Annotated in this window: 23 protein-coding genes; 6 read left to right on the top strand and 17 right to left on the bottom strand. The window is 67.6% G+C overall.

The features are described from left to right. A partial coding sequence (locus ABGB08_RS34515) for a histidinol-phosphate transaminase (RefSeq protein ID WP_347599162.1) occupies nucleotides 1-1,165 on the bottom strand: 1,165 nt, incomplete at its 3' end. Between the two features lie 166 nt (nucleotides 1,166-1,331). Between ABGB08_RS34515 and ABGB08_RS34510 the strand changes: the two genes are divergently transcribed. The 4 genes from ABGB08_RS34510 (at nucleotide 1,332) to ABGB08_RS34495 (ending at nucleotide 7,107) form a co-directional block, all read left to right on the top strand. Further along, nucleotides 1,332-2,711, top strand: a complete 1,380-nt coding sequence (locus tag ABGB08_RS34510) for an aldehyde dehydrogenase family protein (protein ID WP_347599159.1) — start codon at nucleotides 1,332-1,334, stop codon at nucleotides 2,709-2,711. A gap of 87 nt (nucleotides 2,712-2,798) precedes the next feature. After that, a complete protein-coding gene (locus ABGB08_RS34505; RefSeq protein ID WP_347599157.1) occupies nucleotides 2,799-4,568 on the top strand; it encodes an AMP-binding protein in 1,770 nt (589 codons plus the stop codon). 365 nt (nucleotides 4,569-4,933) lie between these two features. Continuing rightward, the gene (locus ABGB08_RS34500) at nucleotides 4,934-5,539 is read left to right on the top strand and encodes a helix-turn-helix domain-containing protein (protein WP_347599154.1); all 606 of its coding nucleotides are present in this window, start codon (nucleotides 4,934-4,936) and stop codon (nucleotides 5,537-5,539) included. Next, nucleotides 5,536-7,107 (top strand): MDR family MFS transporter, encoded by a 1,572-nt coding sequence (locus ABGB08_RS34495; RefSeq protein WP_347599151.1) that lies wholly within the window; start codon nucleotides 5,536-5,538, stop codon nucleotides 7,105-7,107. The genes ABGB08_RS34500 and ABGB08_RS34495 overlap by 4 nt, the downstream gene beginning before the upstream one ends. Here ABGB08_RS34495 and ABGB08_RS34490 read toward each other — a convergent pair. The 16 genes from ABGB08_RS34490 to ABGB08_RS34415 form a co-directional block, all read right to left on the bottom strand. Then, complete coding sequence (locus ABGB08_RS34490) at nucleotides 7,104-7,820, bottom strand: FCD domain-containing protein (RefSeq protein WP_347599148.1); 717 nt, start codon at nucleotides 7,818-7,820, stop codon at nucleotides 7,104-7,106. The genes ABGB08_RS34495 and ABGB08_RS34490 overlap by 4 nt on opposite strands. Before the next feature lie 135 nt (nucleotides 7,821-7,955). Next, complete coding sequence (locus tag ABGB08_RS34485) at nucleotides 7,956-9,062, bottom strand: Gfo/Idh/MocA family oxidoreductase (protein WP_347599145.1); 1,107 nt, start codon at nucleotides 9,060-9,062, stop codon at nucleotides 7,956-7,958. A gap of 21 nt (nucleotides 9,063-9,083) precedes the next feature. Then, nucleotides 9,084-9,899, bottom strand: coding sequence for a carbohydrate ABC transporter permease (locus ABGB08_RS34480; RefSeq protein ID WP_347599142.1), 816 nt, complete (start codon nucleotides 9,897-9,899; stop codon nucleotides 9,084-9,086). Next, the gene (locus ABGB08_RS34475) at nucleotides 9,896-10,840 is read right to left on the bottom strand and encodes a sugar ABC transporter permease (protein WP_347599139.1); all 945 of its coding nucleotides are present in this window, start codon (nucleotides 10,838-10,840) and stop codon (nucleotides 9,896-9,898) included. The genes ABGB08_RS34480 and ABGB08_RS34475 overlap by 4 nt, the downstream gene beginning before the upstream one ends. Next, entirely contained in the window at nucleotides 10,837-12,129 is a 1,293-nt protein-coding gene (locus tag ABGB08_RS34470; RefSeq protein WP_347599136.1) for an extracellular solute-binding protein, read from the bottom strand. The genes ABGB08_RS34475 and ABGB08_RS34470 overlap by 4 nt, the downstream gene beginning before the upstream one ends. A gap of 93 nt (nucleotides 12,130-12,222) precedes the next feature. Beyond that, entirely contained in the window at nucleotides 12,223-13,716 is a 1,494-nt protein-coding gene (locus ABGB08_RS34465) for an FGGY family carbohydrate kinase (RefSeq protein ID WP_347599133.1), read from the bottom strand. Nucleotides 13,717-13,730: 14 nt separating this feature from the next. After that, a complete protein-coding gene (locus tag ABGB08_RS34460) occupies nucleotides 13,731-14,798 on the bottom strand; it encodes an alcohol dehydrogenase catalytic domain-containing protein (protein ID WP_347599130.1) in 1,068 nt (355 codons plus the stop codon). A 99-nt stretch (nucleotides 14,799-14,897) separates the two neighbouring features. Continuing rightward, nucleotides 14,898-15,674 (bottom strand): hypothetical protein, encoded by a 777-nt coding sequence (locus tag ABGB08_RS34455; protein ID WP_347599127.1) that lies wholly within the window; start codon nucleotides 15,672-15,674, stop codon nucleotides 14,898-14,900. A gap of 29 nt (nucleotides 15,675-15,703) precedes the next feature. Continuing rightward, entirely contained in the window at nucleotides 15,704-16,711 is a 1,008-nt protein-coding gene (locus ABGB08_RS34450) for a zinc-binding dehydrogenase (RefSeq protein ID WP_347599124.1), read from the bottom strand. 149 nt (nucleotides 16,712-16,860) lie between these two features. After that, nucleotides 16,861-17,820: an acetylxylan esterase gene (locus ABGB08_RS34445; RefSeq protein WP_347599121.1), complete on the bottom strand. Its 960-nt coding sequence runs from the start codon at nucleotides 17,818-17,820 to the stop codon at nucleotides 16,861-16,863. Then, complete coding sequence (locus ABGB08_RS34440; RefSeq protein WP_347599119.1) at nucleotides 17,820-18,746, bottom strand: amidohydrolase family protein; 927 nt, start codon at nucleotides 18,744-18,746, stop codon at nucleotides 17,820-17,822. Before ABGB08_RS34440 ends, ABGB08_RS34445 begins: the two co-directional genes overlap by 1 nt. An 18-nt stretch (nucleotides 18,747-18,764) precedes the next feature. Beyond that, entirely contained in the window at nucleotides 18,765-19,430 is a 666-nt protein-coding gene (locus tag ABGB08_RS34435) for a type 1 glutamine amidotransferase domain-containing protein (RefSeq protein WP_347599116.1), read from the bottom strand. A 9-nt stretch (nucleotides 19,431-19,439) separates the two neighbouring features. After that, nucleotides 19,440-20,480: a hypothetical protein gene (locus tag ABGB08_RS34430; RefSeq protein WP_347599114.1), complete on the bottom strand. Its 1,041-nt coding sequence runs from the start codon at nucleotides 20,478-20,480 to the stop codon at nucleotides 19,440-19,442. Between the two features lie 5 nt (nucleotides 20,481-20,485). Next, nucleotides 20,486-20,908 (bottom strand): DJ-1/PfpI family protein, encoded by a 423-nt coding sequence (locus ABGB08_RS34425; RefSeq protein WP_347599112.1) that lies wholly within the window; start codon nucleotides 20,906-20,908, stop codon nucleotides 20,486-20,488. 17 nt (nucleotides 20,909-20,925) lie between these two features. Continuing rightward, nucleotides 20,926-21,354 (bottom strand): heme-binding protein, encoded by a 429-nt coding sequence (locus tag ABGB08_RS34420; RefSeq protein WP_347599110.1) that lies wholly within the window; start codon nucleotides 21,352-21,354, stop codon nucleotides 20,926-20,928. A gap of 14 nt (nucleotides 21,355-21,368) precedes the next feature. Then, nucleotides 21,369-22,112 (bottom strand): SDR family oxidoreductase, encoded by a 744-nt coding sequence (locus tag ABGB08_RS34415; RefSeq protein WP_347599108.1) that lies wholly within the window; start codon nucleotides 22,110-22,112, stop codon nucleotides 21,369-21,371. 199 nt (nucleotides 22,113-22,311) lie between these two features. Between ABGB08_RS34415 and ABGB08_RS34410 the strand changes: the two genes are divergently transcribed. Further along, entirely contained in the window at nucleotides 22,312-23,463 is a 1,152-nt protein-coding gene (locus ABGB08_RS34410; RefSeq protein WP_347599106.1) for a C45 family peptidase, read from the top strand. Continuing rightward, on the top strand, nucleotides 23,460-24,134 hold the full coding sequence (locus tag ABGB08_RS34405) for a FadR/GntR family transcriptional regulator (protein ID WP_347599103.1): 675 nt from the start codon (nucleotides 23,460-23,462) through the stop codon (nucleotides 24,132-24,134). Before ABGB08_RS34410 ends, ABGB08_RS34405 begins: the two co-directional genes overlap by 4 nt. Nucleotides 24,135-24,145: the final 11 nt, after the last annotated feature.

Here is a 24,145-nt window from a genome sequence, read left to right as displayed (position 1 = left end):
GGAGGTCGGGGGTTTGGGGGGTGGGGAGGAGTTCGGCTTGGGGGTGGGAGGGAGCGCAGAGGTAGGTGTAGAGGCCGATGAGGAGGCGTTGGACGTCGGCGTGGGGGCGGACTACCAGGCGGAGGAATTGGCTAGTGGTGCCTAGTTTGTTGCCGCATTCTCTGACGAAGACGCCGTGTTCGGACATGAGGTAGTCGCGGAGGTCGCGGCCGTCTTTGCCGGGGGGGAGTTTGACCAGGACGAAGTTGCCTTGGGAGGGGAAGACGGTGAGGCCGGTCAGGGAGCGGAGTTGGCGGGTCATGGTTTCGCGGTCGTGGGCGAGCAGGCGGAGGCTGTGCTGGTATTCCTGCATGTGCTCTTTCAGCATGAAGACGATGACTTCGGCGAACGAGTTCAGGTTCCATTTCGGCACGGATTTACGGATTTTTCCGGCTATGGCGGGGTTTGAGATTAGGTAGCCGAAGCGGATGCCGTGCAGGCCGAAGTTCTTGCCCAGGCTTTTGAGGACGATCACGTTGGGGCGGATGGCGGCCTGGTCGGCGACGCTGGCGTAGGGTTCGGCGTCGACGAACTCGATGAAGGATTCGTCCACGATGACCAGGTCGAGGTCGGTGAGGCGGTCGAGCATGCGGATGACCTCGTGCCGGGCCAGGTAGCCGCCGTCGGGGTTGTTGGGGTTGCAGATGACGGCCACCTTCGACCCGCGATCCCGTACGAAACGGATATACGACTCGACGTCCAGCCGGAAGCCCTGAGTCTCCAGGAGTGGGTACATGTCGACGCGTTTGCCGGTTTCCAGGGGCTGGTCGGTCCAGCGGCCGAAGGTGGGGACGGGGATGGCGAGGCTTTCGCGGACCATCAGATGGTCGATCCAGGTGATCAACTCGGTGGAGCCGTTGCCCATGGCGACCGTGGCGGGGTTGAGGCCGAGCGTCGAGCAGAGCTCCTTGGTGATCGTGTCGGAGTCGCTCGGGTAGTACTTGAGCACGTCGACCAGGTTCCGGCTCAAGCCCTCGAACATGTCCTTGGTCGGGAAGTACGGGTTGCACGGGATGCAGAAATCCACCAGATCACGCCGATGGCCGGATGAACCGCGCTTCAGTGCGAAGTACGACGGGCTGTGTGCGCCATTTCGCAACAACGCCAGATCGACGGATCCGCTCAACTTGCTCCACCTCCTCAGGGCGGGCCCCTTGGCCCGTTCCGGTGATGCACTGAGGAGTACGCGCCACGCCGTACCAGAGTTCAACGGGGTACGGAGGCGTTCTTGACCGGTATTCCGATGGTGACTAGGTTCTATTGATTATCAGGAATAGAAGGTCGGGACCTGCGTGACGGAACGTTCGGAAGTGTTCATCGGTGGGCGTTGGGTCACGGGGACGGGTTCACAACTGATCGAGGTGCGCAATCCGGCGACGGGGGCGCGGGTGGGCCGGGCCGCGCTGGCCTCGCTGGCCGACATCGACGACGCGGTGGCGGCGGCGCGGGCCGGGTTCGAGTCCAGGACCTGGGCCGATGCCGCGCCGGGGCAGCGGGCGCGGGTGCTGCGGACCGCCGCCGACCTGCTGGAGAAACGGGCATCGGAGATCGCCCGGCTGATCACCTCCGAGCTTGGTTGCCCGATCGGGTTCAGCGACCGGGTGCACGTGCCCGATGCGATCAGGCATCTGCGGTATTACGCGGATGTGGCGGAGAACTTCCCGTACGACGAGCGGCGCACCGATGGCATTCACACCAGTTTGGTCACGCGGGAGCCGGTCGGGGTGGTGGCGGCGATCACGCCCTGGAACGGGCCACTCAGCATGCCCGCCCTGAAGATCGCCCCCGCCCTCGCGGCGGGCTGTTCGGTTGTGCTGAAGCCGCCGCCGGAGACGCCGCTCACTGCCTACCAGCTGGCCGAAGCGCTGACCGAGGCGGGCCTGCCGGAGGGTGCGCTCAGCGTGCTGCCCGGGAATCGAGGCGCGGGGGCGCATCTGGTCGAACATCCTCAGGTGGACAAGGTCGCCTTTATGGGGAGTGGCGCGGCCGGGCGTGCGGTGATGGCCGCCTGCGCGGACCGGATGGCGCGGCTGACGCTGGAGCTGAGCGGGACGTCGGCGGCGATCATTCTCGATGACGCGGATCTCGATCAGGTGGTTGCCGCGTTGCTGCCGGTGGCTTTGCTGGACAACGGGGCGGCGTGCATCGCGCAGACGCGGCTGCTCGTGCCCCGGGCGCGGGAGAACGCCCTGGTGGAGGCGGTGGCGGAGGCGCTGCGCGGGCAGCGGGCGGGGGATCCGATGGATCCGGCGACCACGGTCGGGCCGATGGTCGGCAGGCGGCAGCGGGACCGGGTGCGGAGCTACATCGAGCAGGGCGCGGACGCGGGGGCGCGGGTGGTGACCGGCGGTTCGCTGCCGGCACTGCCGGGGTGGTTCGTGGCTCCGACGCTGCTGGCCGATGTTCTCGGCGGGTTGGCCCGGGACGAGGTCTTCGGGCCGGTGCTCGTGGTCATCGCGTACGACAGCGAGGAGCAGGCCGTGGCGATCGCGAATGATTCGCGGCGGTCGGCGTCGGTGTGGAGCGCGGACGAGGGGCGCGCGCTGGCGGTCGCCCGGCGGGTTCGGAGCGAGATGGTGAGCGTGAACGGACGGCCGCAGGCCTTCGGCGGTTTCAAGGAAGATTTCGGCATATATCTGGAGAGTAAGTCGATCGCTCTTTCTGGTCGGTGAGTAATCCGTCTGATGAGCGTTGCGCCCACGACTGGGCGGGCAGTTCCGGGATCATCGGAAGCCTGGTCGGAGCGAAAGGGCGAGCTTGTGAGGCACTACCGTGACCTGCGGCCGACCTTCGGTGACCGGGAGGACTGGGCGCTTCCGACCGTTTTGCGATATCAGGCGGCGCATCGGCCGGACGCGGTGTGGCTCGACGTGCCAGAAGAGGGCCGGACCTGGACGTTCGGGCAGATGCTGGCCGCCGCCGAGACGGTGGCGCGCGCCATGCTCGCGGCCGGGGCGGTGCCAGGCGACCGGGTTGTGGTCGTGGCGGGGAACTCTTCCAGGTTCGTACGGACCTGGCTGGGTTGCGGGATGGCCGGACTGGTGGAGGTGCCGGTCAACACCGCATACGAGGAGGAGTTCCTCGCCCACCAGATACGGACGATCCGGGCCAGGTACGCCGTGGTCGACGACATCTACGCCGAACGATTTGTCCGAATAGCCACAGCGTCCACGGACATCGAGAAGTTCTGGGTGATCGATACCGGTAGCCGCGATCATGCCATTGAGGTCCTGTGCAGCGCGGGCTGGGAGGCCGTGCCCTGGGAGGACCTGGAGAACGATTCATCCACGGGGAAGACCCCCGAAGCCAGGGGGAAGATCCGCGAGACTACTGGGGAGATCCCCGAGGCCGTTGGGGAGATTTCCGAGGCCATGGAGAAGATCCCCCAGCCTCCGGGGGAGATCCCCGAGGCCCCGCCATCGAGCCCCTCCGACCTGCCGGTGGTCAACCCGCGTGACCTGGCCTCTGTCCTGTTCACCTCCGGCACAACCGGCCTGTCCAAAGGTGTGGCCATGCCACACGCCCAGATGTACTTCTTCGCTGACCTCTGCGTCTCCCTTACCCGATTGACCCCCCAGGACGCCTGGATGGCGGTCACTCCGTTCTTCTATGGAAACGCCCAGCTGATGGCGGCCTACCCAACCCTGGTAGCTGGCGCCAGATTCGTCCTGCGCAGCGGTTTCAGCGCACCCGACTGGATCGACCAGATCCGGGAAAGTCGCGTCACGGTGACCACCTTCGCCGGCGCGATGATGGACGGCATCTGGCGGCAACCCCCGCGCCCCGACGACGCCGACAACCCCCTGCGCTGCGTCTTCGCCGCAGGCGGCGCCCTGTCGATCCAGGAACCCATGCGCGAGCGGTACGGCATCGAGGCGTTCGTCGACGTCTTCGGCCTGACCGAGATCACGGCCCCGATCATGACGCCGTACGGAGAGGACCGCCCGCCGGGCGCGGTCGGCCTGCAGGCGGACGAATGGTTCGACGTCGCCCTGGTCGACCCCGAAACCGACGAGGAGGTCCCGGTCGGCGTGACCGGCGAGCTGATCGTCCGGCCGAAGGTCCCGTTCATCTGCAGCACCGGCTACTACAACATGCCCGACATCACCGTCGAAGCATGGCGCAACCTCTGGTTCCACACCGGCGACATGTTGCGCCGGGACACGGACGGCTGGTTCTATTTCGTCGACCGGATCAAGGACAAGCTGCGCCGAAGCGGCGAGGACATCAGCTCCTTCCAGGTGGAACTGGCGATCCTGGCGCACCCGGCCGTCGAGGAGTGCTGCGTGATCGCCGTACCCGGCGAAACGGGCGAAGACGAGGTGATGGCCTACCTGATCGTGCGGGAGGAGGTCACCCCCGAAGAAGTCTGGGAATGGTGCGACACCCGCATCCCCGACTTCGCCGTCCCGCGCTATCTCCGATTCGTCGCGGACCTCCCGAAAACACCGTCACAGCGCGTGCAACGCAACACCCTCCGCGCGGCCGGGGTCACCCCCGACACCCAGGACCGCACCTCGTCAGGCTGACATACGCGCCAATGCAGACAAGCCACCCGACCGCGAGGCGCCCCATGATCGAGCGCCGACGTGCGGGACCTGAGGCGGGATCCGCGGGTGGCTGTGCACAGCCCGTCGGTCGTGACCGATCTCCTCGTGCTCTGGGCCGGGACCGCCGCCAGCGCACCCTTGAAGATCGACGCGCCAAAGACCTCAGGCGGATGACCGGCAGTTTCCCGGTCGGTCATGTGCTGGTAGGAGGCAATCGATCCGGGGCGGCACGATCCGAGCGGCTGGCCGGGGAGTGCCGCGAAAATGCCGACAAACCACCCATACCACCACCGCAGATAGATCTTGCACTTGGGCAAACTTGCACTAATGCATAGAGTGCATGCATGCACGCATCATCGCCCGGGCTCAGAGAACGCCACCGGCTCAGGACGATCAAGGAGCTGAACAGGGCAGCAGTCGAGTTGGTGATGGAACACGGCCTTACGGCAGTGACCGTCGAAGCGATCGCCGACCGCGCGGGCGTATCAAGACGCACCTTCTTCAACTACTTCGCCACCAAAGAGGACGCCGTCCTGGGCACCCGCACCCCCACGGTCCCCGAGGACGCCCTGAACCGATTCCTCGACGGCGACGAGGACGACCAGTTCACCCGCACTATTCGCCTGATCGTGGCGATTCTCCGTTCGACGATCGCCGACAGCTCGTCCTACCGGGAGCGCGCGGCCCTGACCCACCGCTTCCCCGAGCTGCGCGAACGGCTGTTGCACCACGTCTCCGCGGCCGAACGCCTGGTCGAAACGATCCTCGACGACAAGCTGTCAGCCTCGGGAGCGGCCGCACGCGAATCCTCACGCGCCCTGCTGATGCTCGCCGGCACCGTCCTGCGATTCGTCTACGCACGCGATCCGGCCAGCGTCGAACCCGATCAAACCGCCGCCATCGAGTCGGCCATCGCCACATTCAAAAAGGTCCTGGAGGACATTTCATGACCCTGTCCGCCCCCACGGAGGCGCCCCCACAACAGAGCCCGACCCGCAGCCTCAAACTGCTGTTCGCCGGCCTGATGGTGACGATGCTGTTAGCGTCACTGAACCAGACCGTCCTGTCGACCGCCCTGCCGACCATCGTCGGCGAACTCCACGGCGTCGACCACATGACCTGGGTCATCACCGCGTACATCCTGGCCTCCACGATCATGATGCCCGTCTACGGAAAGATCAGCGACCTGTTCGGCCGGCGCCCCGTCCTGATCGCGGCGATCCTCGCGTTCGTGGCCGGATCCGTCACCGGCGGCCTGGCGGGCACGATCGAGTGGCTGATCGTGGGCCGCGTCCTCCAGGGACTCGGCGGCGGCGGGCTGATCATCCTCTCCCAGGCGGCCATCGCCGACGTCGTCCCCGCCCGCGATCGCGGCAAGTACATGGGCGTCATGGGCGCCGTCTTCGCCTTCGCGTCCGTGGCCGGGCCACTCCTCGGCGGCTGGTTCACCGAGGGTCCCGGCTGGCGATGGGCGTTCTGGATCAACATTCCGCTCGGAGCGCTGGCCATCGTCGCGGCGATGCTCTTCCTGCGCATCCCCCGGCGTACGGGCGCTGAACGGCCGCGGATCGACTACCTGGGCATGGCGCTGATCGCCGCCGCGACGACCGCGCTGGTGCTGGTCGGCACCTGGGGCGGCTCCCAGTACGACTGGAGTTCCCCCGAAATCATCGGGCTGAGCGTCTTCACGGTCGCCGTGGCCGTCCTGTTCGTGTTCGTGCAGTCCCGGGCGAAAGAACCCGTCATCCCGCTGACCTTGTTCAAGGACCGCAACTTCAACCTGGCGACCATCGCGGCCCTGTTCACCGGCGTGATCATGTTCGGGTCCATCGGATATATGCCCACCTACCTGCAGATGGTGACCGGCGCCAACGCCACGCACGCCGGTCTCCTGATGATCCCGATGATGGGCGGCCTGCTGCTGGCGTCGGTCACCTCAGGCCAGATCGTCTCCCGGACCGGAAAGTACAAGCTGTCCCCGATCATCGGCTCCCTCGTCATGGGCGCCGGCCTCGTCCTGCTGTCGACGCTCAAAGTCAGCACGCCCACCCCGGTCGCCTGTGTCTACCTGGGCGTGCTGGGCATCGGCGTCGGCATGACGATGCAGATCCTGGTCCTGATCGTGCAGAACTCGTTCCCCATCACCCAGGTGGGCACGGCGACGGCGGCCACCAACTACTTCCGGCAGACCGGCGCCACGCTCGGCTCCGCGGTCGTCGGCGCGGTGTTCGCGGCCCGCCTGACCTCGTTCCTCGCCGAGAGGTTACCGGCGAACAGTGGCACCGCGTCCGGTTCGAACTCCTTCACCCCCGCCCTGGTGAACGCGCTTCCCGTCGCGCTCCGGACCCCGATCATCAAGTCCTACAACGAGGCCCTGCTCCCGATCTTCCTGGTCATGGCCCCGCTCGCCATCCTCTCGGTGGCCGTCCTGTGCTTCGTGGTCGAGAAACCGTTGTCGACCACGATCGAGCGGGCTGACTCGCTCGCCGAGGGCCAGCTCATCCACGAGAACGGTTAGCCCCAGACGATGGGGGCGGCCAGGGCTTCGGGGTTCTTGTGTTCGGCCTGGCGGATGTAGTCGTCGATGTGTTCGGCCATCGCGGTGGCCGCGGCTTCGGGGGAGCGGTCGGCCAAGGCCTGGTAGATGCGGGTGTGGGCCTGGTGGACGGCGGAACGCCGTACCTCGATGGCGGAGTTGTCCAGGATCTGGAGCAGGGCGTCGATCAGGTAGTGGAACATGGCGTTGCCGGAGCCGCGGGCGATCAGTTCGTGGAAACGTTCGTTCTCGGCCAGGAAGACGTTCTGGTCGTCCAGGTGATCGCCCATGGTGTCGAGGCTGGACTTGAGCCCGGCGAGCTGCTCCGCGCTCAGCCGCTCGGCGGCCAGGTGTGCGATCATCGGCTCCAGGCTGGAGCGGGCCTCGTTGATCGTGCGGAACGGCGCGTGCTCGAACTGGAGCAGCAGGGTGAGCGTGGTGGCCAGGCTGGTCGCGTCGGGCTGCTGCACGACCGGCCCGCCGCCGGGACCCGGCTTGAGCGAGAGCACCCCCTGGAGTTCCAAGAACCGGAGGGATTCGCGCAGGGTCCCACGACCCACCTCGTACGTGTCGAGCATCACCTTCTCCGGCGGTAACCGGTCACCGACGGTGTTGCCCCGGCGGTTGATGTCCGCGACGATGCGCTGGGCCACCAGCATGGCCGTCTTCTGCGGACGCAATGAGCCCTGTGCCATATCTCAGGACCTCCGGGGGCATCGGCCCGCACGCTCGGTGTGATGATCCGGTAAGAATAGTCTTTCCCACGGGGAACCGGGCCGAGCATGCCGAAGCCGCCGGTAGGCCTCATTGCCCTCCGGCGGCTCCGAGTATCAGAAGCTGGATTCCAGCTCGATCGCCCGTCCACTTCGTGCGGACTCGTGCGCTTTGAGCATGATTTCCAACGCGTGCCTGGCCACATCGGCGCCCATCACCTCGGTCGCCGTACCCGCCACCAGATCGGCGAGATGATCGACCAGCAGCGCCCGCCGCAGCTTGTCCACCCGCTGCTGCGCGGGCTCCAGGTGCGCGAGATCCACATCGATCCACCCGCTCAGCCCGCCCACCGCGTCCAGCAGGAACAGGTCGATGGTCCGCCCGCCGTTCTGGTTGATGTTGTTGGGCAGGTTGAGGGTGCCGGCCCGCCCGAACACCTCCAGCCGGGGCCCCTTCGCGGCGTTCACGTTGAACGTCCCGTCCACCACCGCGAACGTCCCACCCCCGAAGTCGAGCATGATCAGCGTGTTGTCATCGGTGGTGACCGTGATCTCCTTGCCCGCGAAAGGCCCGGAACGCACCACCCGCGTCGGCTCGGTGATGCCCGAGAACGCGCTCACCCGCTTGGCCGGGCCGAGCAGGCCAAGCACCTCCGTGATGCCGTACACGCCGACGTCGAAGAGCGGCCCCGAGCCCTCCTGGTAGAACCAGGTCGGGTCGGTCGGCCAGTTCATCATCGACGCCGGGCCGCCGTGCGAGGCGCGGACCTTCGCGAACGCCACCTTCCCGATGCGGCCTTCGCGGATCAGCCGGGCGGCCTCGATCCTGGTCGGATAGAGCATGTTCGGCGGCGAGCAGACGACCTTCAGCCCGCCCTCCCGCGCCGCCTCGATGATGGCGTCGGCGTCGGCCATCGTCGTGGCCAGCGGCTTCTCCGTCGCGAGATGTTTGCCCGCCCGCAGGATTTGCAGCGACGTGGACCCGTGCGCCGGGATCGGCGTCAGGTTCAGCACCGCGTCAATGTCCGCACCGTCGAGCATCGCCTCCAGCGAGGAGTACGTCTCCGCCGCCCCGAACCGCTTCGCCGCGTCGATCACCCGCTCCTCAACGGGATCGGCCAGCGCCACCAGCTCAACCTTGTCCGCGATGTGGTGCAGGTTGGGCAGCACCCCGTAGTCGACGGTGGCGATCGCGCCCACGCCCAGCACGCCAAGCTTCAACACAATGAATCCTCTCTAGCGGGGTCAGCCCTTGACGGCGCCCGCGACCATGCCCTGCATCAGCCGCTTCTGGACCAGCAGGAAGAACACCACCACCGGAATCGTGAAGATCACGCTCGCCGCCATCACGCCGCCCCAGTCCGAGTAGTAGCTGGAGAAGTACTGCTGCAACGCGACCGGCAGCGTCTCCCGCTCCGACTGCTGCATGTAGGTGGCCGAGAACATCAGCTCATTCCAAGAGGTGATAAATCCGTAGATGGAACTGGCCGCGAGCCCAGGCCAGACCAGCGGGAACACCACGAGCCGGACGGCCTTCAACCGGCTCGCGCCGTCCACCATCGCCGACTCCTCCAGCTCAACCGGGATGTCCAGGTAGAAACTCCGCAGCATGTACGTCGCGAGCCCCACCGTCAGCGCCAGATGGGACAGGATCAGCCCCTGATAGGTCCCCAGCAGATCGGTGTTGCGCAACACCACGAACAGCGGGATCACCAGCACGGTCTGCGGCAACATCTGGATCGACAGGATCACGATCAGCAGGTAACGCCTGAGCGGGATCTTGTACCGCGCCAGCGCGTACCCCGCCAGCAGCGCGATCACCCCGGTGATCAGCGTCGTCGCTCCGGCCACCAGCACCGAGTTGAGGAACTGCCGCGGCACCGGACCATCGAACAAATGCAGATACCGGTCAAAGATCGGCGAAGTAGGCAGGAACTCCGGCGTCTTCGTGAAGATGTCCGCGTCCGGCTTGAGGGACGTGACGACCATCCAGAAGAACGGGAACAGGCTCACCACGACAATGCCCAGCATCGCGCCGTAAAGGAGCACACGTTTCGTCACTTGTCCTCCTTCGACAGCCGCACATAGACCGCCGTGATCCCGGCAAGCAGCACGAAGGTGACCACCGCCATCGCCGCCGCCGCACCCTGATCGAGCACCGTGAACGCCTGCAACCAGGTCAGCAGCGACAACACCTCGGTGCTGTGGCTCGGCCCGCCCGGCGGCGTCGTCATCACCAGGAAGTGGTCGAACGACTGATAGGCGAAGATCGTCGACATCACCCCGAGGATGGTCAGCAGCGGCTTCATCATCGGCAGCCGGATCCGCAGCAGCAGCTGCATGAAGTTCGCCCCGTCCACCCGGGCCGCCTCCAGCACCTCACCGCGCGTCGCCCGCAACCCCGCCAGCATCGAGATCGCGATGAACGGCACCGAATGCCACACCACCGCGATGGTGATCGCCACCAGCGAGCTGACCCCGCTGTTGAACCAGGCGTAACCCTGGAACTGGTCGAAGCCCAGGCTGACCAGCAGCCAGTTGGCGATGCCGTACTGATCGTTGAAGATCCACTTCCAGACGATGCCGGACGCCACCCGGGGCATCGCCCACGGCAGCAGCACGATCACCGTCACGATCCTGGTCAGCCACGACCCCACGTCCAGCACCAGCGCGACCGCCAGGCTGATCAGCAGGGTGCAGCAGACGCAGACCACGGCGAAGATCGTCGTGCGGATCAGCGCGGCCACGAAGTACGGGTCCTCGAACAGCGCGGTGTAGTTGTCCAGGCCGTTGAACGGGCCCGAGATCAGATACTCGCCCTCGTGGAAGGAGAGCCAGATGGTTCGCACGATCGGGTAGCCGACCACCCCGACCACCACCGCGAGCAGCGGGGCGAGCAGCAGGCTGGGCAGGCCGAACCGGTCGAGGCGGAGGGAGCGCCGGGGGGGACGAGCGCGCTGGGGCGCGCCCGCCTCCCGGTTCTCCTGTGCGGTGAGGGTCATTGCTGACCGATCGCCGCGTCAATCTGGCCGGCCAGCTCCTGCATGGCCGCCTCGGCCGTCTTCTGACCATTCATGATCGACTGCATCGCGTTCACGATCGCACCGGTGCCCTCCACCTTGCCCCAGGTGGACACGGCCGGGATCGACCGGGTGTTCGGCGCCTGCTCGGCGTAGGCCTTGAGCAGCGGCGCGGAGAACGAGCCGGTGGTGCGCTCCTTCTCCAGGGCGTCCGTGGTGGCCGGCAGCAGGCCGATCTTGGTGGTGACCGGGACCAGGTTGTCGGTCCGCATCATGAAGTCCACGAAGCTCTTCGCGGTCGCCTTGTTCGTGCAGCCCTTGAAGATGGCCAGGTTGCTGCCCCCGGCGAAGGTGTCGTTGTTGCCGCCGGGGCCGCTGGGCATCGGCGCGGTGGCGAGCTGCGCCTCCATGCCCGGGTTCTGCGCGATGATCGTCTTCAGGTCCCAGCTGCCGCCCACCATCATGCCCACCTGGCCGAGCGCGAACGCCTTGGCCGCGTCGGCGCCCTGCCAGGTCACCGAGCCCTCCGGCGCCAGCTTGTGCTTGGTCAGCAGTTCGGCGTAGAAGGTGAAGGCCGCGATGGCCTCCGGCGAGTTGACCTTCGCGGTCCAGGCGCCGCCGGAGTTGGTGGCGATCTCGCCGCCCCAGTTCCAGATCATCGGCAGCCAGTACCACTGGTTCCCGCCGACGATGCCGAATCCGTTGACGCCCTCGTTGGCCTTCTGCACGGTCGTCGCCGCGGTCAGCACCTCATCCCAGGTCTTCGGCGCCGCGAGCCCCGCCGCGTCGAAGAGGTCCTTGCGGTAGATGAGGGCGCGCACCCCGGTGTCGTACGGCACCGCGTAGGAAACCCCGTCGAGCACGGTCGAGTCGATCATGCTCTGCGTGTAGGTGCCCTGCATCGACGCCGGATCCTGAGCGATCGGCTCCAGCGCCTTGAGACCCGCGAACTCCGGGCTCCAGGTGTTGCCGATCAGCGCCACGCACGGCACCGTGCCGCCCGCGATGCTGGTCAGATAGGTCTTGTGCGCGTCCGCGCCGAGGAAGCGCAGATTGACCTTGGTGCCCGGGTGGGCGGTCTCGTAGTCCTTGGCGAGCTGGATGACCACCGGCTGCTGGGTGGCGCCGATCGGGTCGCCCATCCAGACGTCGATGGCTCCGGTGACCTCGCCACCGGTCGCGGGGGCGGGGGTGTCCTCCCCGCAGGCGGACAGCAATAGCAGGCCCGCCGCGGCGGACGTCGCCGTCAGAATTCTCCATCGGTGTTGCATCTTCACTCCTGGCCTGGCGTTCTCGGTAGCGGTGTATGAGCGCCCCCGCGCGCTTTGCGTTGTGTGGGTTAGGTGCACGGCTTGGCGGCCGGGCTACCGGGGACGTCCACGTCCGGGAACCGGCCGTGACGACTTGTGGGGTTCCAGGTTGTTTCTGGCCATGACTTCGGCCAGCTGGAACTCCTCGTAGAGCGGTTGGTACCTCCGCACCAGATCCGGCTCGGCGGGCACGGTTCTGGTGGTTCGCACCCATCGGTCCATGAGGGCTGCCACGCCCTCGTCGCCGCTGGGGTCGATCGCGGTGGCCGCGATCATGGCCGTACCGAGCAGGCCTGCCTCGGTGGTCTCCGGCACGAGCAAGTCGCGCTGGAGCACGGCGGCCAGGATCCGCAGCCACATCCCGCTCCGGGCTCCGCCGCCGACGGCGACGAGTTCGGCCGGGTCACGGCGGTCGAGCTCGGTCGCGGAGATCGTGCGCAGCCACATGGCCGTGCCTTCCAGCACGGATCTGGCCAGGTCGGCCCGGGTGTGAGCGAGGGTGAGGCCGAGGAGGGCGCCTCGGGCCGACGGGCGGGGGGCGTCGCCGCGTTCGCCCATCAGGTGGGGGAGGAATTTCACGCCGCGCGCGCCTGGGGGGACTTCTTCGGCGGCGGTGGCGAGGGTGGGGGCGTCGTCGCCGATCAGGTCGGCCAGCCAGGTGAGGGCGGAGCCGGTCGCGGTGGTGGCGGCGAAGCAGAGGGGTTCTGTGAGGTTGGCGGCGGTTTGCGGGGAGGCGAATCCGCCGATGGCTCCCGCTGTGCCGAGATAGACACAAGCCCTTTGCGGGAGTACGGCGGCTGCGCCGAGAAGGGTCGCCATCCAGTCGCCGGTCCCGACGGCCACCGGGGTTCCGACGGCCAGACCGGTCAGGGTGGCCGCTTTGGGGGTGATCTCGCCCGCGAGGTCAAGCGGCTCATGAATCGGCGGCAGCTGTTGTACCGAAATTTCGGCATATGCGGCCACGGCGGGGGACCAGGCGTGCGGCTCGCGTGACGCATTCCTGGCGTCGGGCGAAATATGCACATTTGCGGGTGAGGGCTGGTGTGAGCTTGTGCGAGGTGATCTTGGCTCAGTGAAGCCGGTGCCTCCTGCGTCGTAGCGGTCGGTGGCGATTTGTCCGGTCAGGCGGTACCGGAGGAAGTCTTTGACCGGGAGGTACCAGCGGGTTCTGGCGGCGGCTTCCGGGTTCTCCGCCACCCACCAGCGCATTCGTTCGACGCAGGAGCCGTCGGCCAACGGGCGTTGGTCGGGCCAGAGCAGAGCGGGGCCGGTCACCGTGCCGTCCTCGCCGACGGGAACCAGGGTGTGCATGAAGCCGCAGACCGCCACCGCGCCGATCAGTTCGGCGGGGATGGGGCCGTTGAGCACATCGCGTACGCACTCGACCAAGGCCAGCCACCAGCGCTCGGGATCGGCTTCGGCGGCGACGACGTCAGGGTGGTCGATCACGGTCCGGCGGGCGGCTTGTCGCAGCAAATGCCCATCGGTGTCGAAGACGGCGGCCTTGGTCCCGCTGGAACCTTGGTCGACGGTGAGTAGGTATGACAACGGGATCACCTCCGTCAGGGTTGGATGAGGACTTTCATGGCGAGCGAGCGGTCCTTCTCGTCGGCGGCGACGAAGCCCTCGACGATGCGGTCCAGCGGGTAGCGATGCGTGATGAGCGCGTCGGCGGCGACCGTCCGGGAGGCCACGAGATCGAGCGCGGTCGCGTACTCCGAAACGCCCCGGAAGGTCCCGTAGCTGTTGGACCAGTGCAGCGAGACCTCTTTGACGTAGGCCAGATGCGGTTCGAGCCGCGGCGGCTCCGGATAGACGCCCAGCACGCAGACCTGCCCCCCGGGCGTGACCAGCTCCACCGACTGCTGGAGGGTGATCTCCGATATGGCCACCGCGTCCACGACCAGATCGGCGCCACGCCCTTGCGTGAACTCGGCCGTCGCCTTGGCCACGTCCTCGGTCCCGACCAGCGCCACCTCGTCGGCGGCCCCGGCCTTGATCGCCAGGTCGAGCGACTCCCGGCTCATCCCGGTGAGCAGCACTTTCAACCCATGCGACCGCGCGACCTGGCCCATGGTGAGCCCCATCGTGCCCGCGCCCAGAATCACCGCCGTGCTCCCCGGCGGGGTCTCCACCAGGTTGTACGTGTGCACGCCGCACGCGTAACAGTCCAGGATCGCCCCCGCCGCCAGCGAGACATGATCAGGCAGTGGATGCGCACGCTCGGCCGGACACAGGTCATACTCGGCGAAGCCTTCGCTGGTCACATGCGTGTCACCGACGTAACCCCGCCGCTGACACAGATGCGTACGCCCCGCCGCACACGCCGGACAAACCCCGCAATTAATCAGGTGCTTCGGCTCGACCGCCACCCGCTGCCCGACCGAGAGCCCGGTCACTCCGGCCCCGAGCGCAGCCACTTCACCGGCGAGCTCATGCCCGTCCCGTCCGGGCTTGTCCGCACTGTGCTGCCACGGCCCGAGCCCGCGAAAGGCCAGCACGTCGCTCCCGCAGATCCCGGCCGCACCGACCCGGATCAGCACCTCCCCGGGCCCCGGCTCGGGAATCGGCAGGGTTTCGACGCGAATGTCCCTGCTCCCATAGAAGACAGCGGCGTGCTGAGTAGACATCGGCCCTCCTATTAATGAGGAAAAGTCGTGATCTGGACAGCCGCAGCGGTGAGTCGTCTGGTCGGCGGCTATGCGGCTGGCTGTGGGACGGGTTTCTGATTAACCGAGCGGCGGGTTGAGGTGTTTTGCGGCGGACTTGACGCTCGCGCCGCCGTGGACGATCTCCACCAGCGCGGCCACCATGCGATCCGGGCGTTCGGCCTCGACGATGTTGCGCCCGTAGACGACGCCACGCGCTCCGGCCTCGACGGCGTCGGCCGCCATCTGGAGAGCGTGCACCGGGGTGGGCTTCATCGGACCCCCCAGAGCGAGCACCGGGACCAGGCAGCCCTCGACCACGCTGCGGAACTCGTCCACGGTGCCGACATACTGCGCCTTGACGAAGTCGGCGCCGGCCTCGGAGGACAGGCGCGCGCCGTTGGCGACGTTCGTCAGCGTGTGAGCTTCGACGTCCTTGAACGACACCGGGATCGGTTCGGCCATCACCGGCATTCCGTATTTGTCAGCTTCGGCGCAGAGTTCGCGGAGTTCGCCGAGTTTGGTGACCGACGGGTTGCCGGGGAAGACCTTGAGTTCGAGGGCGTCGGCGCCCCAGCGGACGGCTTGGCTCACGCCGTACTGGGCGGAGGGGATCTCGCTGTCCAGGGCCAGGATGAGGCCGGTGCCGCCGAGTTCGGCGGCGGCGGCGCGGGCCAGGCCGATGGTGGCGAGGATGGCGTCCACGCCGCCGTCGACGATGCGCCGGACTGCCGCGCGGCCGTTTTCCAGGCCGGGGGCGACGCCCTTGATCCCGGCGTCCATCGCGGCGATGACGGCCCGGCCGTCGGGGGCGAAGACGTGGTGCATCCGGCGGCGCGGCCAGCTGGTGTGGGTCATGACTTCCTCAGGTGGGGGAGAACGGGGTCTCAGAGCTCGGACACGACTAGGGATTTGAGACCCTTCTGCTGCTTTGTGGTCTCGAAGGCGTCGGCCACCGAGTCGAGCGAGAAGCGGTGGCTGATCAGGGGAGCGACGTCGACCAGGCCGAACTCCAGGAGGCGGAGCGCGGTGGCGAAGTCGTGCGGGATGAAGTCGTGGCTGCCGGTGATGGCGACCTGGTCGTAGTGGGGGACGTCGGGGTTGAGCTCGACGACGCCCTTGGGGTGGGTTCCGGCGAACAGGTTGACGGCGCCGTTGCGGGCGACCAGCTCGAACGCGGCGGAGATCACGGCGGGGGCACCCACGGTGACGATGACCACATCGGCGCCGCGCCCTTCGGTGAGGTTGAGTATGGCTTCCCGGTCGGAGCCCTCGATCGTGTCGTGGGCGCCCAGGCTCCGGGCGGTCTCCAGCCGTTCGGGCTTCAGGTCGGCGACGATCACGCGGGCTCCCCGGGAGCGCGCCACCTGGGTGTGCAGCAGCCCGATCGGTCCCGCTCCGATGACGAGAACGTTGCAGGTCAGCGGCATCGGCAGCTGCCGATGCGCGTTGACCACGCAGGCCAGCGGCTCGCAGAACGAGGCCGCCTCCAGGCTCAGGCCGTCCGGCACCTTCCGCAGCTGGGTCACCGGCAGCACGGTCGCCTCGGCGAACCCGGCGATGGGGAACTTCACCAGGTTCTCGCAGAAGTTGGCCGCGCCCCGGGTGCACTCGTGGCAGCGCCCGCAGACGCCGCGCCAGTCGAGCACCACCCGGTCGCCTTCGGCGAAGCCGCCGGTCGGGCCCTCGCCGAGTTCGCTGATCACGCCGGCGACCTCGTGGCCGGGGGTCCAGGGGGCTCGTTTGGCCGCGCCGGAACCGGTGTAGCTGCGGATGTCGCTGGGGCAGACGCCGGAGGCGTGGATGGCGACGACCGCCTCGCCGGTCCCGGCGCGAGGCTCTGACACATCCTCGATGCGCAGGTCGTTGTGCCCGTAGAGCAGTGCGGCCTTCACTCCAACTCCTTCTCTGCTAATCAGACTGTCTGCTTGTCTGGCAGGTTTGAATTCTGACTTCCGGCCCCAGAGCTGAACAAGGCTCTAGGCTGTATCTTATTTGTCACGTTTTGGTGTATTAAGCAGCTTTAAGCGGGGATTGAGAGTTTTTACCCAAAAAGCTGGCGCAGGACGTGGACCGTACGGAGCTGATCTTGCGGCCCGCCGCCCTCGTGGTTGTTGTACGGCCACTCGGTGATGTCCTTGTCCCCGCCGTACGCGTTGAAGGCCGCGTACACGGTGGAAGGAGGGCAGACCCCGTCCATCAGGGCCACCGAGAACGAACCCCGGCAGGTCGCGCGGGCCGCGAACGCGGTGGCGTCGAAGTAGTCGAGCGTGGCGAAGGCGGTCTCGTGTTTGGTGCGGTGGATGGAGCACCAGCGGACGATCTCGGCGTACGGCTCGCGGTCGGTGATGGCCGTGCCGCGGCGGAAGGCGCTCAGGAACGGGACGTGCGGGATGGCGCCCGCGATGTCGTCCCGGATTCCCGCTGTGACCAGGGACAACGCGCCGCCCTGGCTGCGGCCGGTGACGGCGATACGGGTGCCGTCCACGTCGGGATGGGCCTTGGCGGCGTCGACCGCGCGGATCGCGTCGACATAAAGGCGGCGGTAGTAGTAATCGTGTGGATCAGTGATGCCTCGGGTCATATATCCGGGCACGGCGGGTCCGGTCGCCGAGGGGTCGCCGGTGTCGCCCGCGCGCCAGCTGCTGCCCTGTCCTCGGGTGTCCATCACGAAGTGCCCGTATCCGGCGGAGGCGTACGCCAGGGACTCCAGTGGAATGCCGCGCCCGCTGCCATATCCGAGATATTCGACAACGGTGGGCACGGGTCCGGTGCGATTCCCCGGCAGGAGCAGCCAGCCCTTGATCGGGTCACCGCCATACCCGGCGAATGTCACATCGAAGGCGTCCACGGTCCGCAATTCGCCGTCGTATGGCGTGAATTCCGGGTTAAGGCTGCCGGTCTCCTTCAGCGTCTTCGCCCAGAACTCCTCGAAATCCGATGGTTCCGGATATGGATAGCGATAGGCCCTGAGTTGCTCCAATGGAAGATCGAACTGGGTCATCAGATCACCTCCTTGAACAGGCGCGCGGGATTGTCCACAGCTACGACCTGCATCGATGTCGGGCCGAGCACATCGTTCGCCTCGTCGAAGCAGGCGTGTACGGTGTCCGCGTCCACGAACGGGAAGTCGGAGCCGACCAGCAGGCGTTCGTCGCCGGTCAGGAGGGCGACCGAACCCAGCGCGTACGGCGTGGTGGCCAGCGCGAAGTCGTAGTAGAACGAGCGCATTGTCCGGTAGACGCCGTCGACCTTCGCCAGTTCCGGCAGGGGTTCGGCGATGGCCAGGCGTCCGGCCAGGAACGGCGCCGTGCCCCCGCAGTGCGAGAAGATCCAGCGGATCTGCGGGAACCTGTCCGGAACCCCGTTGAGCATGAGGTTGACGAGGGCGCGCGTGCTGTCGAAGACGTACTCGATCAGGGAAGGGCGCAGGTCGATCTTGGCGGCGGGGTAGTGCACAGGCAGGGTCGGGTGCACGTGCACGACGGAACCCCGCCGGTTGAGCTCGGCCAGCAGCGGGTCGAAGGCCGGATCGCCCAGGTATCGACCGGCGTAGTTCGTCAGCAACCCGATCCCGGCGAACGCCTTGCCGGAACCGACCCGATCCAGCTCCGCCAGCGCGTCCTCGACGGACGGCAGCGGCATCGCGACGAAAGCCAGGAACCGCCCGGGATGGGCGGCGACCGTCGCGGCCAGGTCGTCGTTGGTCTGGCGGCACAACTCCCTGGCCAGGCCGGCGTCGCCGAAGAAGAACCCCGGCGAGCCGGCCGACAGGATCGCCAGGTCGATGCCGACTCGGTCCATCATCGCCAGCGAGGCCCGCGCCGACCATTCGGGCAGCCCGATGCCAGGCTGCGCGCCGATCCCCAGCTCGGCCAGCCGATCACGATATTTCGGAAATATCGCGTGGTGATGGACGTCAACCTTCATGTCTGACCTTAACGTCCGTTAGTTTTCGAGAACCGCGTAGGCGCGGTAGTTGGCCGACCCGGGACCCGCGGCGCGGTTCTTCAGGATCGCGGTCGCGTTGTAGGCGGGGGAGGACGCGGGCGGGTCCGCCGCCGCCGGCAGCGCGCTGGCCTTGGCCGGATCCCGCGCCAGCAACGCGTCCTTGATCGCCGCGCAGAACTCCGGCAGGTCGTTGGGCAGCCGCGACGTGATCAGGTTGCCATCGATCACGACGGGTTCGTCCACATACCGCGCCCCCGCGTTGATCACATCGTCCTTGATGGTGATCACGCAGGTCGCGTCCCGGTCCTTGACGATGCCCGCCGTCGCCAGCAGCCACCCGGCGTGGCAGATCGCCGCGACCAGCAGCCCCTTCGCGTCGGCGTCCCGGACCAGCTTGACCATGTCCGGATTTCTGCGCAAATACTCCGGCGAGAACCCGCCCGGGATGATCACCGCGTCGACCGAGTCCAGATCGACGTCGGCCACCGTCAGATCGGCGCGGGCGGGATAGCCCAGTTTGCTGGCGTACACCTCGTCCACGGAGGGGCCGACCACCCGCACGTCCGCGCCTTCCTCGCGGAACCGGAGCACCGGATACCAGAGCTCCAGCTCCTGGTAGAGATTCTCGACGAGCACGATGACGCGTGCCTCGGTGAGCTGCACTCTCGCTCCTCAGACCTTGATCGAAAGAATGCGGCGCGGGTTGTCGACGAGGATCGCCTGGATCTGCTCGTCGGTGACGCCCTTGCCCTTGAGCCGCGGGATGAAATGGGTGAACAGGTAGCCCAGGTCGACCCGCTCGTTGGCGAGCTGCGGGTCCGACTCGGTCACGTCGGAGCGCGGGTTGTAGAACCAGCGGTCGTAGGAAAGCACGATCTGGCTGCCGAAACCATCCTCAAGCAGCCCGACCAGCGCGTTGGCCATCAGCTCGTCCAGCTCCTCGGCCGTCTCCACCCGCCACGGAATGCCGATGTGGTCGATCTGCACGTTCGCGCCCCGGTTAAGGATCTCGCGCAGCTGGTCGTCGTTGGGCTCCACGAACGCGTGCCCAATGATCACCTTCGCCGGGTCCGCGCCCTCCTCTTCGAGGATGTCGAGCTGCTCGATCCCCGGGTTGGTGACCCGGTAGTCCATCGGGTCGGTGTGCGTGTTCACCGCACATCCGACAATCCGCGACGCCCGCCCGGCCGCCCGGATCACCCGGTCCTCGACCTCGTGAATGCGCCGCCCGTTCGGCCCGATCGGGCTGGGCATCGGCGTCACGCTCTCCTGCCCGGTCGCGATCTTGATAGCCCCCGCCTTGTACGGCGTCTGCTGCCAGGCGAACACCATGCCCTCGGTCAGATCCTTGACGAAGAAGTCGGTCAGCTCCGCCACGGTCTGCCGCCGCCAGTAGTACGGCACGCCCATGCGCTCCGGGAAGAACCCCGTGATCGCGATCACGTTCAGTCCGGTACGGCGCGCCACCTCCGCCATCAACTCCGGATGCCGCCCCACCTCGGGCGGCGTCATGTCGACCAGCGTGCCGTACCCGTGGTCGGCCATGCCCTTGCTGACCTGCCCGGCGATGAACGCGACATTGTTCTCGTAGTCGAGCACGGTGCGGTGGTCGAGCTCGGCGCCCGGGTACCCGTAGAGCAGATGTTCGTGCGTGAGGATGATGCCGGACTTCTCCGGCGAGACATCACCGAGAACGGTCCTGAAGACTTCCATGGGGGCTACTCCTGTGTCAGCGTGCTGCGGATGGTGCCGAAGAAGGGGGCCAGGTCGTCGGTGCCATCGGCCCGGATGATCCGGTCGTTCTGGTCCGGCAGGGCGGTGTCGATCACCTCGGCTCCATTGCCGACCGCGGCGACCAGGCCGCCCGCCGCGTGCACGGCGGAGACCAGCGCGACCTGGTCGGCCGAGGCGAGCGGGCGCTCTCCGGCGGCCACGCCAGGAGCGACGATCAGCGCGATCTGGGCGGGATCCACGGTTTCGGTGTCGGGGATGACCGGGTAGCCGAGGATGCTTTCGGTGGCTTCGCCGACGATGTGCACGGTCGCCCCCTCCTCGCGGCTGCGCAGCACCGGGTACCAGAAGTCGAGCTCCTGGTAGCGCGGATAGGCGAGCACGACGACCTTTCGCTGAGCCAGCGACATGGACTCTCCTTGGATGGTTACTTGGGTGTTAGGGCGGTTAGTCCCGCTTGCGCGCAGGCGAGGTCGACTGAGGGAGCGGCGCCACTGACGCCCAGCGCGCCGACCAGCTGCCCGTCCACCCGGATCGGCAGGCCGCCGGCCAAGATCACGATCCGGCCGGCGAGCGCGGACGTGAGTCCCCAGTCGGCGGCGCCCGGTTTGGTAACTTCGCCCCACGCGTCGGTAGGGGCGTTGAACGCGGCGGCCGTGAAAGCCTTGTCGATCGCCAGCTGCAGGGCGACCGGGCTCGCGCCGTCCATCCGGCTCGCCACGATGATCTGGCCACTGCGATCCACCACGGCGACGCCCATTGTCTTGCCCAGCCGCCGCGCCTCCGCCTCGGCCGCGGCGGCGATCCGCCGGGCCAGGTCGAGGGAGACGGTGGCTTCGGTCAGCAGGTCGGTCATGGCAGGCTCCAGATTCAGGACGCGAGCAGGCCGCCGTCGACGACGACCGCCTGTCCGGTGAGGTAACGGGATCCGGGCGACACCAGAAACTCGATCACCGCGGCCACATCGTCGGGCTCGCCCTGCGCCCCGAGCGGGATCCGGGCTTCCAGCGCCTGCTGGGCGCCGTCACGCCCACCCACCCGCTGCCAGTACGGATCATTGAACGGCGTGTCGATCCACCCGGGACACACACACGTGACGGTCACCCCATCCGGGCCGAGCGCCACCGCGAGCGACCTGGTCAGCGCCACCAGCCCACCCTTCGAGGCGGCGTACGCGAACGACCCGCCGCCACCACGAAACGCGGCCGTGGACCCGGTCAGCACCACCCGGCCATGCGGCGAAGCCGCCAGCGCGGGCGCGGCGGCCTGAGCCATCAGGAACGGAGCGCGCAGGTTGAGGGCCATCGTGCGATCCCACTCGGCCACCGTGAAATCGGCCAGCTCCGTCTCCACCAGTAACCCGGCGCAGAACACGACCGCGTCCAGCCGCCCGTGCGCGGCCAGCGCGTCGGCGACCGCCTGGCCAGGCCCTTCCGGGGTCGACAGATCGCAGTACGACGACGTGCCCAGACCCGGATGCTCCGCTTTGACGACCTCGGCGGCCCCCGCAGCGTCGATGTCGGCCACGTGCACTCCGGCTCCGGCCGCGCGCAGCCGTGTCACGGTCGCGGCTCCGATGCCGCTGGCACCGCCGGCGATCAGCACGGATGTCACAATCACTCCAACCTGTCGGACTGCCTGACATCATGACCCTGCGTCTCGGCCATTTGCAAGGGTGTTCTGCCCGTAAATGTCGCTAGTTGACACTTTCAGAGCGCTCGTCCCAGAATCAACATGTCTGACAGCCAGGCATCCTGGACTCCTGCCTTCATGGCATGTCCACGGTAAGTGACCCAAGGGAGCGGCCTCTTCCATGCACCGCACGAGCGGCATCACGTTCCCTGTCGTCCGCGTCGCTGGCCCTCCCGCCGAGCGGGGCTCGCAGTACGGCACCCTGGCCCGCGACCGAATCCACCGCTCCATCGCGGCCTACGAGCGCGTCTTCCAGCACTACGCGGGCTGGGACTGGGCCACCGTACGGCGGCACGCCGCCCGTTTCACCAAGACCATCGACGACTTCGCCCCGGCCCTGATCGCCGAGATGCGCGGCATCGCCGCCGGCGCGGGCGTCGACCTGGAGGAGATCCTCGCGCTCAACACCCGCAGCGAGATCATGTTCGCCGCCGGGGACACCGGCATCCCGCACGAGTGCACGTCATTCGCCTTACAGCCGCACCGCACGACCACCGGTACGATGATCGTCGCCCAGAACTGGGACTGGCTGCTGCACGCTCAGGAGACCGCGACCGTGCTCGAAGTGACCCGCGACGACGGGCCCTCCTTCGTCACCCTGGTCGAGGCCGGGCTGCTGGCCAAGGTCGGGATGAACGAGGCCGGTCTCGGGCTCTGCACCAACACGCTGGTCAGCGATGGGGACGAGGGGCGGATCGGCGTGCCGTACCACGTGTTGCTGCGGACCGCGCTCGACAGCGAGTCGGCCCGGGACGCGGCCGAGGTCATCGCCTCCGCCGAACGCGCGCTGTCGGCCAACTACCTGCTCGCCGACGACACCGGCTTCGCCGTCGACCTGGAGACCGCGCCGCGTCCCGACGGCGTGCGCCGCCTTTCTCCCGGCAACGGCCAGATCACCCACGCCAACCACTTCCGCGCCACGGATCTGACCGGCGAGGACCTCTACGCCAAGCGCAAGCCGCACACCCTTGACCGGCTGCGCAACATCACCAGCGGCCTCAGCTCCTCGGGCGTGCTGTCCGTCGATGACATGAAGCAGGTCCTCGCCGACCACGTCGACCACCCGTCCAGCGTCTGCCAGCACCCCAACGAGGCACTTCACCCCCGCGAGCGCACCGCTACCATCGCGGGCATCATCATGGATGTCACGGATCGCACCATGCATCTCGCCGCGGGACGCCCCTGCGTGGCACGGTGGGAGACGGTCAAAGGCGCGGTCAGTCACCGCCAGCCCCCCACGCTTGGCACCTTCGAAAGGAACCGTCCGGAATGAAGGTCGTCCCGGTCGAGCACAAGAGCGCGGCCGAACACGTGCGCTCCCAGCTCATCGAGCTCATCGAGTCACGCCACTTCGCCGTCGACGACAGGCTGCCCTCCGAGGCGGACCTGGCTCAGTCCTTCGGCGTCAGCCGCTCGGTGATCCGGGAGGCGCTGCACAGTCTCAACGCGCTCGGCCTCACGAAGTCGTACGCGGGGAAGGGCACGTTCGTCGCCGCCACCCGGGTGCAGTCCCAGCTGCTCATCGGGCGTTACCTGCCCGCGCAGCTGAACGAGGTTCGCCGCCATCTGGAGGTTCCCGCCGCTCGGCTGGCCGCCGAGCGCCGTACCCAGGAGGACATCGACGGTCTGGCCGCCTTGGTTGAGGAGTTCGACAAGAGCGACGATCCCGCCGACCGCATCAAGATCGACGCGCTTTTCCACATCGCCATCGCCTCCGCCACCGGCAATCCTCTCTTCTCCCGCCTGGTGGAGGATCTCCGCGCTGTGCTTCAGGACCAGGCCCTGGCCGTCTCCGTCTCTCCCGGGCGTGCCGCCCAGGCCCGCGCCGAACATCGGGCTATCTTCGAGGCCATCCGCGACGGCGACGCCGAAATGGCCGATCTCGCCATGCGCCGCCACCTCGCCGCCGTCGTGGCGACCTCGACCAGCCTGACGGACGGATAACCTGGTATCTC

The sequence above is a fragment of the Acrocarpospora sp. B8E8 genome, from assembly GCF_039871605.1.
Taxonomy (GTDB): Bacteria; Actinomycetota; Actinomycetes; order Streptosporangiales; family Streptosporangiaceae; genus Acrocarpospora; species Acrocarpospora macrocephala.
Note: the sequence above shows the minus strand (reverse complement) of the source record. Positions and strands in the feature narration are given on the sequence as shown.

Excerpts from the sequence above, each read along its gene's own strand:
- ABGB08_RS34470 (WP_347599136.1), bottom strand. The coding sequence starts at position 12,129 with ATGCAACACCGATGGAGAATTCTGACGGCGACGTCCGCCGCGGCGGGC.
- ABGB08_RS34475 (WP_347599139.1), bottom strand. The coding sequence starts at position 10,840 with ATGACCCTCACCGCACAGGAGAACCGGGAGGCGGGCGCGCCCCAGCGC.
- ABGB08_RS34405 (WP_347599103.1), top strand. The coding sequence starts at position 23,460 with ATGAAGGTCGTCCCGGTCGAGCACAAGAGCGCGGCCGAACACGTGCGC.
- ABGB08_RS34430 (WP_347599114.1), bottom strand. The coding sequence starts at position 20,480 with ATGGAAGTCTTCAGGACCGTTCTCGGTGATGTCTCGCCGGAGAAGTCC.
- ABGB08_RS34440 (WP_347599119.1), bottom strand. The coding sequence starts at position 18,746 with ATGAAGGTTGACGTCCATCACCACGCGATATTTCCGAAATATCGTGAT.
- ABGB08_RS34490 (WP_347599148.1), bottom strand. The coding sequence starts at position 7,820 with ATGGCACAGGGCTCATTGCGTCCGCAGAAGACGGCCATGCTGGTGGCC.
- ABGB08_RS34420 (WP_347599110.1), bottom strand. The coding sequence starts at position 21,354 with ATGACCGACCTGCTGACCGAAGCCACCGTCTCCCTCGACCTGGCCCGG.
- ABGB08_RS34425 (WP_347599112.1), bottom strand. The coding sequence starts at position 20,908 with ATGTCGCTGGCTCAGCGAAAGGTCGTCGTGCTCGCCTATCCGCGCTAC.
- ABGB08_RS34495 (WP_347599151.1), top strand. The coding sequence starts at position 5,536 with ATGACCCTGTCCGCCCCCACGGAGGCGCCCCCACAACAGAGCCCGACC.
- ABGB08_RS34410 (WP_347599106.1), top strand. The coding sequence starts at position 22,312 with ATGCACCGCACGAGCGGCATCACGTTCCCTGTCGTCCGCGTCGCTGGC.
- ABGB08_RS34500 (WP_347599154.1), top strand. The coding sequence starts at position 4,934 with ATGCACGCATCATCGCCCGGGCTCAGAGAACGCCACCGGCTCAGGACG.
- ABGB08_RS34455 (WP_347599127.1), bottom strand. The coding sequence starts at position 15,674 with ATGACCCACACCAGCTGGCCGCGCCGCCGGATGCACCACGTCTTCGCC.
- ABGB08_RS34460 (WP_347599130.1), bottom strand. The coding sequence starts at position 14,798 with ATGTCTACTCAGCACGCCGCTGTCTTCTATGGGAGCAGGGACATTCGC.
- ABGB08_RS34445 (WP_347599121.1), bottom strand. The coding sequence starts at position 17,820 with ATGACCCAGTTCGATCTTCCATTGGAGCAACTCAGGGCCTATCGCTAT.